This is a genomic window from Streptomyces sp. NPDC001714, assembly GCF_042892755.1.
Classification (GTDB): Bacteria; Actinomycetota; Actinomycetes; order Streptomycetales; family Streptomycetaceae; genus Streptomyces.
The window spans coordinates 1403-15177 of the sequence record NZ_JBIAUL010000003.1 but is presented as its reverse complement, the minus strand read 5'-3'; the positions used below and the strand labels follow the sequence as shown (position 1 = coordinate 15177).

Sequence of the window (13775 nt, the reverse complement as noted above, 5' to 3'; positions counted from 1 at the left end):
TGGTGACTCGTCGTGCCTTCGTGTGCGGCTCCTGTGGTCCTCGCGCTCGGATCGCCACCGCCGGCAGGACTCAAAGGCCCCCGGCTGCTCGCGGTGAACGTCGACGCCCCCTCGGTGCAGCAGACCCTGCTGGAGAGCGCCGGCGAGACAGCTGGAAGGGCTGCAAGAAGATCGTCGGCACCGGTTACATCACGGACGACGGCAGGCCGGACCCGGTCTCCCGCGACACCGGTGGCACCGTGTGGCGCAACGGCGGCGACGGAAAGGGCTCATTCGGTCCGCGGGTGCGGATCGCGACCGGCTGGAGCGGCTACAGGGCCCTTTCGCAGGCGGTGAGCCCGGTCTTCCGCAGGCGCCCGGCGACCTGATGTCGCCGGGCGCCTGCGCGCTTTGTGCGTCAGCGGAGGTCGCGGGCCCTGACCGTGTAGATGCCGCGGCCGTGGGTGGCCGCGTACAGGGTGCGGCCGTCGGGGCCCAGCTTCAGCTGGAGCACGGCGACCGCCGGGAGCGAGCCGACGCGCTGCCACTGCGTGCGGCCCGGCGCCCGGTAGACGACGCCGAGGTCGGTGGCGACGGCGAGGCCGCCGTTCGGCAGGACGATCGCCGAGTTGGTCGGCACGTCGGGGAGGTTCTTCGAGATGTCCTTCCAGGTGGTGCCGCCGTCGGTGGACTCGAAGACGTGGCCGACGCCCGCGCCGGGGCCTTCGGTCCAGTGCCGGGAGAAGCCGTTGACGGCGAGGAAGACGTGGTCGGCGTTCTTCGGGTCGATCGCGAAGCCGCTGAGGTAGCGGTTGGGCACGGTGCCGTCCACCGGCAGGCTGATGTCGTGCCAGCCGGTGCCGTCCGCGTTGCCGACGGAGATGCCGCGGGCGAAGCCCTGGTTGTTGCAGGGGCCGCACCAGGCCGCGTACACCTTGCCGCCCGAGGCGGCCACCGCGGTCGCGGCGCGCCCGGCGCCGAGGTCGTACACGCTCTTCCACTCGGAGCCGCTGCGGATGGCATAGCCGTGGGTTTGCACCCAGATGTGCCGGCCGCCCGCGACCCACGTCGAGCTGCTCTTCAGATCGGCCGCGAGCGGCGCGATGAAGCGGGCCTCGCTGGTGGCGTTGTCGGCCGGGGCGACGTTGTACGACGTCGCCTTGCTCGCGTCGGTCACCCAACTGCCGTCGTTGACGCCACAGTTCTGGGTCACCTGGATGGACAGGTAGACGTACTCCTCGGCGATGTTGCAGCCGTTGGCCGGGTCGGTGAGGGTGTCGCCGCCGTCGCCGCCGAAGTTGGAGCCCATCACGGTGTCGTTGCTGCGCAGCACGGACTGGCCGTTGTCCTGGAGGCCGCCGGTGACGGAGACGCCGCCGTGGTCGAGGTCCTCGCCGACGCCGACCGAGTAGTACTGCAGGGTGTCGATGGTGCCGTCGTTGAGGGAGGTCCAGTCGGTGGCGTGACCGGAGGCGTCCTGCGAGCCGTTGACGGGGCGCTTGTAGACACCGCCGTCGTTGCCGACGTACACGAAGCTCTTGCCGTGGTAGCTGCCGATCGCGACGCCGTGCTGGTCGGAGTGGGTGGTCGGGTTGCAGTCACCGGTCTGCTTGGCCGGATCGATGGACCAGCAGGAGAAGTTGAAGTTCCAGTAGGGGCCGACGGTGGACCAGGTGGTGCCGCCGTCCTTGGTCTCGTAGACCTCCTCCAGTCCCGCGTACACGTGCTTGGGGTCGTTCGGGTCGACGGTCAGGAACTGGTTGTACCAAGCCTGCACGCCCGGCATGTAGCCACTGCTCGTGAGCGCCGAGCCGTCGGCGGCCAGCTGCTTGTAGCCGGCGATCTTCGTCCAGGGGCCGAACGGCGAGGCGGCGCTGTAGATGCCCTCGAGGCCGCTGTCCGGGTTGGTCGCCAGCTGCTCCGGCGACTGGTCGATGGCGTAGTAGCGGGAGCCGTCGGCGGAGCGGGCGAAGGTGACGTTGCCGACGTTGTCCGCGTCGGTCGGCAGGTCGCCGAAGCCGCTGGTGATCCGCGTCCAGGCACCCTTGGAGTTCTTGGTGTAGAAGCCGTTGTAGTCATCGCCGCTGCGCCAGCCGACCGCCAGGATCACCTTGGACGGGTCCTTGGGGTCGATGGCGATGTCGTTGGCGATGTTCTTGTACGGGGCCGAGGGGTCGCTCGCCAGTGAACCGCCTGGCAGGTAGTCGGGGTTGGGCGCGAACTCCAGCTTCCAGGCGCCCTTCAGCGTCTTGGTGGAGTGGCTCCACACGCCCTTGCTGGTGGCCGCCCACACCTTGCCGCCGCCGAAGCGCAGCTCATGGATGGTGGTCGACTCCAGCTCGTCGCCGCCGACCCGGCTGCGGGCGGAGAAGGTGCCGTGGTGCGGGTCGGAGAGGACGTAGACGCCGCTGCCGAGGTAGGCGTCCGCGTTGGTGGTCGCCTCGCCGGTGCCCAGCCACAGCCGGCCGGCCCCGTCCAGTGCGAGCGCGCCGGTGGACTGCGAGGGCAGCTTGTCGCTGATGGGCTTCCAGTGCCCGCCGCCCCGCTTCGAGCGCCACACACCGCCGCCGGCGCTGCCCGCGTACACGTACCCGTCGTCGTCCGCCGCGATCGCGGCCATGCGGCCGGTGACGTCGCCGGAGCCTCCGCTGGAGTTGGAGTCGATGTCGCGGTAGCGGGAGTCGTCGGAGTTGTACGGAAGATCGGTGACGTTGCGCCAACTGCCGCCTGTGCTGGGCAGTTTCGTCAGGCTGGTCCAGGCGGCGCCGTACGCGCCGGGGGCGACGATGCCGGGCGAGGTGCGGGCCTCGGCGTACTGGTCCGCGCCCTCGGCGATCTCGTCGGCCTCGTTGCCGTCGTCGTCCTCGGCCGTGGCCTTGGGGGTGATCGCGCCCACCGACTGCGTGCGGTCAGCGGCGAGTTGCGCAAGTGCACGGGCTCCGAAGGGGCTGCCTTTCCCGCCGGGTGCGGCGCCCGCGGGTATCGTGACGAGTGCGGCGGACGCGGTGATGGCCCAGATGGTGAGCCACCGTCTCTTACGGGTTGATGCTGCCACCAGATCCTCCCAAACGGGCAGTTGTACAGCCGTCGCACAGCACCTGATCACCGGCGGCAGGGAGTGTCCGGTATTTGGGCAAGTGTTGACCGTAACCTGTCACTCAGAGGCGGATCCGGACCGGCCGGGCCGAGCGCGAGTCGTCGTCCCGTGCACCGCCTGGATCGCTGAGGCAGGGCGTGGCCGAAGAGCAGATCCGCCGCAGCGGCGAACTCGCCGACCGCTCCTCCGAGGCCGAGACGCCCATCACCGTGGCCCGCGAGCGCGGCTGGTGAGCGTCCGCCGCCACCCTCGCTCCATGGGAAACCCCCGGGTCGCAGACCCGGGGGTTCTGTCGTCCAACCGGCTCGAGCCCACCGCGGCCGCCGGTGGGCTCGGATCGTCCGTGCGGCTGCTTTCCGCTACTTCCCGAATGCCTGGCGGAACTGGTCGACGGTCTCGTCCGAGGCCCAGTTCGCTCCGCACACCGGGACGACGCCGTTCTCGGCGGCCACGATGTAGCGCTCACCCTCCGAGAACGTCAGCGCCTCCGGCCGGCTCGCGTCGCTGCCGAGCACGACCGTCTCCGTGTCGCCGCCCTTCAGCCAGTGGTCGACGCGGAAGGTGACCGTGGAGCCCTTGACGGAGGTGACCGTTCCCACGAAGAGGGTCGGGTAGCCGCGCAGGGTGCCGGGGCCGGGTGTCACACACTTCTGGCTGCCGAAGCCGCCGGCGGTGGTGAGGGTGAGCGGGCCGGCCGAGGCCGGGTGTCCGTTGCCGTTGTCCGCCATGACTCCTGCGGCGATGCCGCCGCCGAGCAGAAGCAGACCGGCGGCCGCCGCGAGTCCGAGGAGCTGACGGCGGCTCCGGCGCGCGGCGGACTTCACGGGGGCCGTACTGCCGGTCCGGAGCGCGGTGTCGGTGGTCAAGATGTCCTCCACAAGTCGATCGATGTCGGGCAGCGGAGCATGTGGGGTCAGCGCCGGATCCGCGGACTTCAGCCGCGCCAGCAACTCGTCGTCGTTCACTGACCGCTCCTTCCTTCATCCCTCTTGTGTCCGGACGGTTCGGAAGGCTTTCGCACCAACTGTTCGGCGATTTTCTTTTTCGCCCGATGCAGCCGCATGCTCACCGCGTTGGACGTCAGCCCGGTCGCCTCCGCGATCTGCCGGGGCGCCAGCCCCTCCCACGCCCACAGCCGCACCACCTCGCGGTCCAGCACCCCGAGGGTGGCGAGCGCGGCGTGCAGATCGCTGTGGTCGGCGGCCCCGGCAGGCTGCTGCTCCTGCGTCCTGATCAACCGCTCCATCAGCCGGAGCCGGCGCCCGTCGGCACGGCGGGCGTTCGCCAGACAGCCCCGCGCCACCCCGTAGCACCACGGCAGCACGTCATCGGGGTCGGGCAGGGAACCCGGCGCCGACCTCAGGCCGGGGACGTCGTCGATACGGCGCCACAGCACCAGCATCGCCTCGGCCAGGATGTCGTCGACCATGTCGGCGCTCGTCCGTCGCAGCAGATACCGGTGCAACGGTTCCACCACCACGTGCGCCAGTCTTTCGAAGCGCGCCCGCTGCCTCTGGCGCGACTCCTCTTCCGTCATGGATTCCACAACCCGTCCTGTCCGGCGTCGGCCGGATCCTTTCGGACGACGGCGTACGGACGGGTCACCACGGCCTGCGGCCCGGAGGACTCGACGGCCGGCGGGACGGTACGGACCGGGCGTCCTGGAAGCGGACGGCCGGAAGGCCGGCGAAGTCGCGGTTCTTCGAGCCGGTGCCGGTGAGGAGGAGGCGGCTCAGGGAACGGCTGACCGGCCTCCGTGTGCGAGAGGACACACGCGTAGGCACCGGGTCGCCTCGGGCTACGCCGCGCGCATGCCCGAGGCCGGCCCCTCCTTCTCCTCGAGCAGGAAGATGTCGTCTTCCCCGAAGTCCGGGGCCTGGAAGGGGTTTGTCGTCGGAGGCGGCGATACCGGGGCGGTACGACCAGGTTGCCCTTCCGGGGCGGAGAACAGCGACGTCAGATCGATGAGAGGTCTCGCTTTCGTTGCAGGTCCCCGGAGGGGCCTGGTCTGCCGTGACCGCGCACAGCGGTCCTACAGCTTGGTCATCTTGGTGTACGGGCTCAGGATCCGCATGGGCTCCGAGCCGAAATCCACGAGTGCCGCGATTCCGTCCTCGATGCCGATGACCCGGCCGAGGCCGTACATGTCGTGTGTGACCTGGTCGCCCACGGCGAAGTGCTTGGGAGCCGGCGTGACCGGGGCCTTGAAGGGGCTGGTGGGCAGGTGGCGCTTTGGCGCGGCAGGCTTAGTCATTGCCCCCAGTATGCGCCTACGAACCGGGCTGCTGGCTACCTCGTCGATCGGTGGACTCGACTCCGGCAGGAGCTGAGGCCGCCCTCCAGCGGGCGTGCAGACGGGTGGGTCCGGGCGGTTCTGCTTCGCAGGAGGCCGGACCACCCGTACCCTTCGGGGACTACGGCGTCAGATGGCGGGCGCCAAACACTGGAGGCAATACCTCGTGCTGATTGCTCAGCGTCCCTCGTTGACCGAAGAGGTCGTCGACGAGTTCCGCTCCCGGTTCGTGATCGAGCCGCTGGAGCCGGGCTTCGGCTACACCCTCGGCAACTCCCTTCGTCGTACTCTCCTCTCCTCGATCCCGGGTGCGGCTGTCACCAGCATCCGGATCGACGGCGTGCTGCACGAGTTCACCACCGTGCCGGGCGTCAAGGAGGACGTCACCGACCTGATCCTCAACATCAAGCAGCTGGTCGTCTCCTCGGAGCACGACGAGCCTGTGGTGATGTACCTGCGCAAGCAGGGCCCGGGTCTGGTCACCGCCGCCGACATCGCGCCGCCGGCCGGTGTCGAGGTGCACAACCCCGACCTGGTCCTGGCCACGCTCAACGGCAAGGGCAAGCTGGAGATGGAGCTCACGGTCGAGCGTGGCCGCGGTTACGTCTCCGCCGTGCAGAACAAGCAGGTGGGCCAGGAGATCGGCCGTGTCCCGGTCGACTCCATCTACTCGCCTGTGCTCAAGGTCACATACAAGGTCGAGGCGACCCGTGTAGAGCAGCGCACCGACTTCGACAAGCTGATCGTCGACGTCGAGACGAAGCAGGCGATGCGGCCGCGTGACGCCATGGCGTCGGCCGGCAAGACCCTGGTGGAGCTGTTCGGTCTCGCCCGCGAGCTGAACATCGACGCCGAGGGCATCGACATGGGCCCGTCCCCGACGGACGCCGCCCTGGCGGCCGACCTGGCGCTGCCGATCGAGGAGTTGGAGCTCACGGTCCGCTCCTACAACTGCCTCAAGCGCGAGGGAGTCCACTCGGTGGGCGAGCTCCTGGCTCGTTCCGAGGCCGACCTCCTGGACATCCGCAACTTCGGTGCGAAGTCCATCGACGAGGTCAAGGCGAAGCTGGCCGGCATGGGCCTGGCCCTCAAGGACAGCCCGCCCGGATTCGACCCGACCGCCGCCGCGGACGCCTTCGGGGCGGACGACAACGGGAGCACGGGTTTCATGGAGACCGAGCAGTACTGACCGCTCTCGTGGAGACCGAGCAGTACTGACCACGCCGGGTCGCGGGGAGCCGGGAAGGCGGCGAAGCCGGCCATGAGCACCGGCCGACCGCACCTGGCTTCCCGGCGGCACCTGGCATCCTGGCGGCACCTGGCATCCTGGCGGCACCTGGCATCCTGGCGGCACCTGGCATCCTGGCGGCCCCTGGCATCCTGGCGGCACCTGGCATCCTGGCGGCACCTGGCATCCTGGCGGCACCTGGCTTCCCGACGGCCCCTGGCTTCCCGGCCGCACCCGGCTTCCCGGCCGGGGCGGGCCCGGATCGGCCGGGGGCCGCCTCGGCCACGAGCGCGCCGGAACGTCGACCCGAGCCGTGCCCGCACGGCGAAGCCTCTCGATCGAGGCCAAGTCCTGCTACGCCCCGCGGAAGTTGCCGGGCGGGGTGCCGACCGATACCGCCGGGCGACCCGTCACCGCGTCCTCGGTGCGCGGGCACCGATCCCCACGGCGATGCCTGGGAAGTGGTCGGCACCTTCGAGCCCGTCGTCGCGATGCCGTACTGCCGCGATGCCGTACTGCCGCGATGCCGCGATGCCGCGATGCCGCGATGCCGCGATGCCGCGATGCCGCGATGCCGCGATGCACCGTCACCGTCTCCGTCTCCGTGCGCCGTGCCGGCGGAGCGGAGGCCGGCGGCCGTCCGCACCGTCGCCGACGACGGTCTCGCCCGGCATCTCGCCCGCACCGTCGACCACTTCGCCGGTCGCGGCCCCAACCCCGCGCCACCCGGACGCGCTTCGGAGCACCTGGCCCTGCCCGCTGCCGCCCCGTATCGGCATGCGGCGCCCCGCTGCCGGCCGACCGGATCGTCGCGCAAGGTGTCCCCCGGACAGAGGTGCCCCGTCGTTACCGACGCCCCTGGGCCGTTCGGGGGAGTTGAGGCGGTGGGAAAGCCGAGCGTGTCGCGGGCCGTCGGCCGCCTGTCCTCCTGTTCCCAGCGGGATTCGGGCCCGGGACCGGGCCGGCGTCCAGACCCCTCCCGGCATCCATGGCCCATACACGCGAGAGTTACGGATATATCCGCATTTTGTAACGCGAATCCTTTCGCCGCTGTGGTGCCGTCGCGGCGGGCCACAGTGTGGGGCCTCGGCATCGAGCCGGGAATCCGGACTGCTCGCCCGGCCCTGACCAGGGCCGGTCTGCACGAACGTGAGGTGACAGATTCATGTCTGTTTCTCGTACGACGGCCCGCCTGATCGCCACCTGTGTGGCTACGGGTGCACTCGTCGCCGCGGCCGCCCTGCCGGCGATGGCCGCGGGAGCCGGCCATGACCGGGACAACGGAAGGGGCTACGCGCACAGCCACAGGAGCGACCACGACGGCCGCTACGACGACCGGGGCCGGGGCTGGGACCGGCGTGTGCACCACGGCTGGGACCGGGACCGGGATCACGACCGCGACCGTGACCGGCGTGGGCACCACGGCTGGGACCGCGACCGGTTCGGGCACCCCGGCTGGTACCGCGCCCCGCACCGGGACCACGACCGCTACCCCGGCCACCGCTACCCCGGCTACCGCTAACCCGTCTCGGAGGCCGTGCTGTGCCGCGGTGGTCCCCACACCCGCGGCCACCCGTCGTCACCGCCGGCACGGCCACCACCACGCTCCCGGCCGGAGGGCCGAAGACTGTTTCTGGCAGTCTTCGGCCCTCCGGCCATGGGAGCCCGGGGGTTCCGTACCCCGCAGGCGTCCGGCCGCCGAACGCGAGCGCCGGTTCTCGCGGGCACCGGGACCCCGGTCGCCCCCGCCCCGCCCCGCAGACGGCACCCCGGGACAGGTGGCCGCGTACGGTGGGGGCATGGCGCCGCCTCTTCCGGGTCCGCTGGCCCACCTGGCCCCGCTGCTCACCCACTACGGCTACTGGGCCGTCGGCGCCGTCGTCTTCCTGGAGGACTTCGGCGTACCCGCGCCGGGAGAGACCATCCTGATCGCCGCCGGGATCTACGCGGGGGCCGGACAGCTGAACATCGTGGCCGTCGCGGTCATCGCGTTCGTCGCCGCCGTCGTCGGGGACAACGTCGGCTATCTGATCGGCCACACCGGCGGACGGGCCTTCGTGCACCGCTGGGGCCGCTATGTGTTCCTGACGCCGAAGCGGTTCCAGGCGGCCGAGGAGTTCTTCACCCGCCATGGCGGCAAGATCGTCACCGTCGCCCGTTTCGTCGAAGGACTGCGCCAGGTCAACGGCATCATCGCGGGCACCAGCGGCATGCCCTGGCGTCGTTTCCTCGTCTTCAACGCCCTCGGTGCCGCGCTGTGGGTCGGCTTGTGGGCGAGCCTGGCCTATGTGGCCGGCAGCCACATCACGGCGATCTACGACGAGATCAGCCGCTACCAGCTCTACGCGCTCATCGCCCTCGGCGTCCTGGTCGCCGCTCTCGTCCTCCGGCACGTACTGCGCCGCCGGCACCGGGACTGACGACCCGGGGACTGTTCACGTCTCGCGTTCGGGTACGGCCGAGACCCGGCGACGGCGAGCGAGCGCGACCACCGCGCCCAGCCCGATCAGGGCCGCGAGCGCCCCGTAGCCGTAGGTGAGCGTGGCGAGGGAGGCGACGACGGCGACGAGCAGCGGACCGCCCGCGTCGCCGAGTTCGCGGCCGAGTTCGGCGGCTCCCATGGTCTGGCCCAGGCGCTCCGCGGGCGTGCTCGCGGCCAGGGCGGCGAAGCCGAGCGGGGTGATCAGCCCCGTACCGGCGCCGGTCAGGAGGGCGGCGGCGAGGATGCCGGCGAGACCGGGCAGCATGGCGCAGGCCAGGCCGGCGGCGGTGAGCAGCAGCCCGGTGGTGAGGCCGGTGCGGGTCGTCAGGCGCCCCTCGTCCAGAGCCCGCCCGGCCCGCGGCTGGACCAGCGCGGCGGTCGCGGCGAGCACCGACACGGCGGCGCCGGTGGCGACCGTGCCCAGCCCGGCGGCGCGGCCGGAGACCGGCAGGAACCCGACCCCGACCGACAGCGCCGCGGTGGCCGCGGCGAGCGCGGCCGTCGGGGCGAGGAAGACCGGGTCGGCGAGGCGGCGGGCCAGATCGAGGACCGTCTGCCGGGCCCTGGGCAGCGGTGGTACGTCGGGGACGGCGAGGGCGGCCCAGCCGGCGACCGTCACTCCGAGCGCCGCGAGGACGGCGAAGAGCAGACGCAGTCCGCCGGCCCAGACCAGGACGCCGCCGAGCAGCGGGCCGAGGGTGTAGCCGATGGACTTGTAGAAGCCGTAACCGCCGAAGGCCCGGCCCCGTTTGGCGGCCGGGTTGAGCCGGGCCACCAGGGCCGAGGCGGACGGGGAGAAGGCGGAGGCCGCCGCGCCCTGGCCGAGGCGGGCGACCCAGAGCAGGCCGGAGCTGTCGGCGAGGACGTACAGCGCGGAGGCGGCGGCGAAGGCGACCAGGCCGCCGAGCAGGACCGGGCGGGCACCGACACGGTCGGCCAGGGTGCCGAACACCGGCTTCAGCAGGACCTCGGCCCCGTCGTACAGCGCGAGCAGCCCGCCGAGCACCAGGAGCGAGGTGACCGCGCCCGTGCCGTGGCTGCCGAGGCTCGCGGCGACGCCGTGCGCGCCGAACGCGGTGGTGAACCCCGCCGCGTACAGCGGCCACATCTGCCGTGCGGGTGCCGCCCGTGAGGTCACTGCTCTGCCTCCGGTATCCGGTGGAGTGCGGCGAGGACCCGCTCGGCGTGGTCCTCGCAGGCGGCGGTGGACATCGCCCGGAAGCGGGCCGCGTCATCGAGTCCACCGGACACAGGGAGAAATGTAACGCCTGTTCCTCATGGCGGGAGCGCCGGGCCAGAGGCCTCCCGGCGCTCCGAGCGCCGCCGGCTACCAGGAGAGGGCGTCCTTCGCGTCGTCCTGCCAGTAGGTGACGGTGGCAGCGCTGTTGAAGAAGACACCGCCCTTGGGCAGCTTCAGGGTCTTCTCCCTGCCGGTCGGGTCGCCCTTCCTGTTCGCGAAGAACACGCCCAGGGTCTTCACCTTGGCGCCCCCTTCGCCGTCGGGGGTGGACGTCGTGATCCCCGCGTACGCGGACTGTCCGGGCTGCAGCGTCACCACAGCCTGCGGTGTGGTCTCCTCGGCCCACGCCAGCGGGGCCTGGGCGTCGGCGCCGGCCCTCAGGTAGGGGGCGATGTAGGCGTAGCAGGACCTGCTGCCGGTGTTGGTGGCCTTGAGCAGCAGGTGGTTGATCGGGCGGGACACCTTGGTGACGGTCAGTTCGGTGTTCGCGGTGGTGCAGGTGACGACCGAGGGGGCCTTCTTGGTCGCGGCGGAGGCGGTCTGCTCGGTGGCCTGGAGGCCGACGAGCGCGAGGGCGGCGGCGACGACCATGGAGGAGGCGGCCGCGCGGGAGACGAAACGAGTGGCGATACGCATGAGTGGGCTGCTTTCTCTGAAGACCCGAAAAGGAACGTGGAGTCGAGCAAGGACGATCGCCGGGGTCCGGTCAGGCGCCGTGCTCGGACGACCGAAGGCTGTGCCATGCGGTGTCCCATCCGCCATTCCCTACGGGAGTTGCGGGATGCTGGAATGCCCGCACCAGCCCTGACCTGCAAGGATGCGCCCTTCTTGGGACGCCGGATGGAACGGGGGACCGTCGACTCCGCCACTGGTGACGCTCCACGTGCCGGGGCTCGACCTCGCCGAAGTCGTCGCGAAGGACGGCTCGCTGGGGCAGCGGGAACCGCGCACTGGGGCTGGGCTCACGGAGGCGCCGTGCGACATCCACCGGGCAGGGGCACAGCGGCGTGGAACACCGGGCATGGCGCGCAGCGCGCGGCCGAGTTCAGGGCAAGATCGTGCTCACGGTCGAGCCCTGACGGGACGGCAACCGCGTGACGCCCGGAGCGGGACGGCGGGACGGCGGGACCGGCGGTACCGGCGGCTCCCGGACCGCGGCTCCGCTGCCGCACCGACGGCGCCAGTTGGCAGCTGCAATGCCGCTCCCTCTCTCCCGTCGGCCCCGGACATGTTCCCGGAGGGTCGATTCCCGGTTCCGGATGTCCGTAATGGCAGCTCACGACAGGGTCGCGTCGCCTCCTCCGGGCTTGCGCCGCTCGTGTCGGCCGGCCCTACCTGAGTGCTGTGACGGGCTTCACCGCAAACATGAGGCCCCCCTCGAGTACGCTGGGCAGCGTCGAACATGAGGACCCCCTCCGGATGTCCTCGCGGCTCGGCACCCGGCTGATCCGGAATCTCGGGTCGGACCACACGGACATGACAGCGGCCGCCACGTCGGTGGGATCGCACATCACGGGAATGACAAGGAAATGACCATGAACAGGTGGACCAGGCGCGTCTCGATGGTTGTCGCTTCCACGGCGGTGGCAGGCGGAGCCCTTCTCGGAGCCGGCGGCTCGGCGTCGGCGGCGACCGCCTCGGGACCCGTGGAGCACACGCGGTCCTCGATCACCGCCGTCGCGGCCGGCAGCGACCGTGACAGCCACCGCGAGGACGGATACGGGAGCGGTCGCCACGACGACCGGCACCACTACCGCACACAGGAAGAGCGTCGGGACGGTCGCGACCTGTACGTCCGGGACGGGCACCGCCGGGAGGAGGCGACGACGGTGCGGAGCGTCGGCGCCGACCGCTGGTACCTGGACCAGGTCGCCTGGTACCTGCAGCAGCGCTGATGCGCCCGCAGGCAGTCACGGTCGGTTTGCCGAGTCGCAACGCCGTGGCCGGGGGGCACGTCGTTGCGACACGTCGAACCGACCGCTCGCCGAGCGGATGCAGGAGCGAGGGACAGTGAGATCGGTCAGAACCGTGGCGCACGAGCTGCCCGTGGAGCTCGTCCTGTCACACGACCTGTCGGTGCCTATGTATGTGGCACTGCAGTACGAGACGGATGACCCCTATGCCGTCCGTGCCGTCTTCCACCCCCCGGGCCAGGGCCGGACGGTCGAGTGGTTCTTCAGTCGCGACATGCTGGCTGAGGCCCTGAGCGAGCGCACCGGGCAGGGTGACGTGCACATGTGGCCGACCGCCGACTCGGGACGCGACGTGGTGTGCATCGCCCTGTCCTCACCCGCGGGATCGGCGCTGCTCGAGTTCCCCGCGCGGGGAGTGGAGTCCTTCCTGCGCGAGACGTGGTCCGTGGTGCCGCCGGGGTCCGAAGCCGGCCGGCTCGACCTGGACGCGGAGCTGGCGCAGCTGCTGGCGGGAAACTGAGCGCCCGCCTCCCCTGGCGGGCCATGCCCAGGCGAGCCTGAGCGGGCCCGGTGCCGACCACGGCACCGGGCCCGTTGCGTGTCCCGTCGTCCGGCGGCCTCAGCCGCGGCGGCTCAGGCCTCCTCGTGGCACTCGGGGCACTCCTCTTCGGGGCACTCGAGCGTGGTGAGGGTCTGGTCGACCTGCTGGGGGGTCAGCGGCGGCTCGGGCAGCTCATGGGCGCACTGGGCACGGAACGCGTCGAGCAGCAGGTGGAGGTGGCGGCGCCAGGCGTTGGGGGCGACGGCACGCGTGGCCTGGATGATCCCGGCCTGGGACCAGATCACGAAAGCGAGGTCCTCCGGGGTGACGTCGTCACGGAGGACGCCCTGCTCCTGGGCGTTGCGGAAGATCTGGGCGGCCCGTTCCCCCGCGCGCTCGAACATTCCCCTGCCGAGCGCATGGACCGGCAGCCGGGCCGAGACCAGGTCGTTGAACGCGCGGTCGCAGGCCTGCAGCTCGCAGAGCTTTTCCAGGTAGTGGCAGAACCCTGCCCAGGCGTCGTCCATGGCCGCGGCCTCTTCGGCAGCGGCCAGCAGGTTCGTGAACTTCGCGGTGAAAAGCTCTTCGACCAGGTCGAGTCTGCGGGGGAAGTGCCGGTACAGCGTCCCGATCGCGACGCCCGCCTCGCGGGCGACACCCTCCAGGGAGGCGTCCAGCCCTTGCTCGGCGAAGGCCTTGCGGGCGGCGGCCACGATCGCGTCCCTGTTGCGCTGCGCGTCCCGGCGCAGCGGCTTGGCCGACGCCTGGGGCGAGGACAGGACGTGCTGGTGGCTCATGCCTCCAGCCTAACATGAGGGGCCCCTCGAATTCGGGCTGTGGTCCAGCTCACGGTGGACCTTCGGACCGTCGCGCACCGCGCCCGGCCGGCAGGCACACCGAGTCCCGCGGACCGTCGCGCACCGCGCCCGGCCGGCAGGCACACCGAGTCCCGCGGACCGTCGCGCACCGCGCCCGGCCGGCAGGCACACCGAGTCCCGCGGC

General features: G+C 71.4%; 12 protein-coding genes. 5 read left to right on the top strand and 7 right to left on the bottom strand.

All coding sequences use genetic code 11. The features are described 5' to 3' along the window. Window positions 1–397: 397 nt before the first annotated feature. The 4 genes from ACFY0P_RS08860 to ACFY0P_RS08845 form a co-directional block, all read right to left on the bottom strand. Window positions 398–3034, bottom strand: a complete 2637-nt coding sequence (locus ACFY0P_RS08860; protein WP_388908911.1) for a glycosyl hydrolase — start codon at window positions 3032–3034, stop codon at window positions 398–400. A 401-nt stretch (window positions 3035–3435) separates the two neighbouring features. Continuing rightward, window positions 3436–4041 carry a hypothetical protein gene (locus ACFY0P_RS08855; protein ID WP_388908909.1) on the bottom strand — a complete coding sequence of 202 codons (606 nt, stop codon included), beginning with the start codon at window positions 4039–4041 and terminating at the stop codon, window positions 3436–3438. Next, window positions 4038–4556, bottom strand: coding sequence for an RNA polymerase sigma factor (locus ACFY0P_RS08850; RefSeq protein ID WP_388908907.1), 519 nt, complete (start codon window positions 4554–4556; stop codon window positions 4038–4040). Before ACFY0P_RS08850 ends, ACFY0P_RS08855 begins: the two co-directional genes overlap by 4 nt. Window positions 4557–5108: 552 nt before the next feature. After that, the gene (locus ACFY0P_RS08845; RefSeq protein ID WP_388908905.1) at window positions 5109–5330 is read right to left on the bottom strand and encodes a hypothetical protein; all 222 of its coding nucleotides are present in this window, start codon (window positions 5328–5330) and stop codon (window positions 5109–5111) included. Between the two features lie 205 nt (window positions 5331–5535). Here ACFY0P_RS08845 and ACFY0P_RS08840 point away from each other — a divergent pair, with 205 nt between their 5' ends. The 3 genes from ACFY0P_RS08840 (at window position 5536) to ACFY0P_RS08830 (ending at window position 9017) form a co-directional block, all read left to right on the top strand. Beyond that, entirely contained in the window at window positions 5536–6558 is a 1023-nt protein-coding gene (locus ACFY0P_RS08840) for a DNA-directed RNA polymerase subunit alpha (protein ID WP_388908903.1), read from the top strand. 1204 nt (window positions 6559–7762) lie between these two features. Then, window positions 7763–8119: a hypothetical protein gene (locus ACFY0P_RS08835; protein ID WP_388908901.1), complete on the top strand. Its 357-nt coding sequence runs from the start codon at window positions 7763–7765 to the stop codon at window positions 8117–8119. Window positions 8120–8396: 277 nt separating this feature from the next. Continuing rightward, the gene (locus tag ACFY0P_RS08830) at window positions 8397–9017 is read left to right on the top strand and encodes a DedA family protein (protein ID WP_388908900.1); all 621 of its coding nucleotides are present in this window, start codon (window positions 8397–8399) and stop codon (window positions 9015–9017) included. A 15-nt stretch (window positions 9018–9032) separates the two neighbouring features. Here the strand turns inward: ACFY0P_RS08830 and ACFY0P_RS08825 are convergent, their stop codons facing one another. Together ACFY0P_RS08825 and ACFY0P_RS08820 are read right to left on the bottom strand one after the other, a co-directional pair. Beyond that, entirely contained in the window at window positions 9033–10187 is a 1155-nt protein-coding gene (locus tag ACFY0P_RS08825) for an MFS transporter (RefSeq protein WP_388910060.1), read from the bottom strand. A 219-nt stretch (window positions 10188–10406) separates the two neighbouring features. Next, window positions 10407–10955 carry a DUF4232 domain-containing protein gene (locus tag ACFY0P_RS08820; protein ID WP_388908898.1) on the bottom strand — a complete coding sequence of 183 codons (549 nt, stop codon included), beginning with the start codon at window positions 10953–10955 and terminating at the stop codon, window positions 10407–10409. Window positions 10956–11854: 899 nt separating this feature from the next. On the opposite strand from ACFY0P_RS08820, the gene ACFY0P_RS08815 reads away from it, so the two are divergent. Both ACFY0P_RS08815 and ACFY0P_RS08810 read left to right on the top strand, forming a co-directional pair. Beyond that, window positions 11855–12214 carry a hypothetical protein gene (locus ACFY0P_RS08815; RefSeq protein ID WP_388908896.1) on the top strand — a complete coding sequence of 120 codons (360 nt, stop codon included), beginning with the start codon at window positions 11855–11857 and terminating at the stop codon, window positions 12212–12214. 115 nt (window positions 12215–12329) lie between these two features. After that, entirely contained in the window at window positions 12330–12752 is a 423-nt protein-coding gene (locus ACFY0P_RS08810; RefSeq protein WP_388908894.1) for an SsgA family sporulation/cell division regulator, read from the top strand. A gap of 113 nt (window positions 12753–12865) precedes the next feature. Here the strand turns inward: ACFY0P_RS08810 and ACFY0P_RS08805 are convergent, their stop codons facing one another. Beyond that, window positions 12866–13570: a TetR/AcrR family transcriptional regulator gene (locus ACFY0P_RS08805; protein ID WP_388908892.1), complete on the bottom strand. Its 705-nt coding sequence runs from the start codon at window positions 13568–13570 to the stop codon at window positions 12866–12868. Window positions 13571–13775 lie beyond the last annotated feature (205 nt).

What these genes read in the sequence shown, in the direction of transcription:
- ACFY0P_RS08845 (WP_388908905.1), bottom strand. Translation starts at nt 5,330, where the DNA reads ATGACTAAGCCTGCCGCGCCAAAGCGCCACCTGCCCACCAGCCCCTTC.
- ACFY0P_RS08835 (WP_388908901.1), top strand. Translation starts at nt 7,763, where the DNA reads ATGTCTGTTTCTCGTACGACGGCCCGCCTGATCGCCACCTGTGTGGCT.
- ACFY0P_RS08830 (WP_388908900.1), top strand. Translation starts at nt 8,397, where the DNA reads ATGGCGCCGCCTCTTCCGGGTCCGCTGGCCCACCTGGCCCCGCTGCTC.
- ACFY0P_RS08825 (WP_388910060.1), bottom strand. Translation starts at nt 10,187, where the DNA reads ATGTGGCCGCTGTACGCGGCGGGGTTCACCACCGCGTTCGGCGCGCAC.
- ACFY0P_RS08820 (WP_388908898.1), bottom strand. Translation starts at nt 10,955, where the DNA reads ATGCGTATCGCCACTCGTTTCGTCTCCCGCGCGGCCGCCTCCTCCATG.
- ACFY0P_RS08815 (WP_388908896.1), top strand. Translation starts at nt 11,855, where the DNA reads ATGAACAGGTGGACCAGGCGCGTCTCGATGGTTGTCGCTTCCACGGCG.
- ACFY0P_RS08805 (WP_388908892.1), bottom strand. Translation starts at nt 13,570, where the DNA reads ATGAGCCACCAGCACGTCCTGTCCTCGCCCCAGGCGTCGGCCAAGCCG.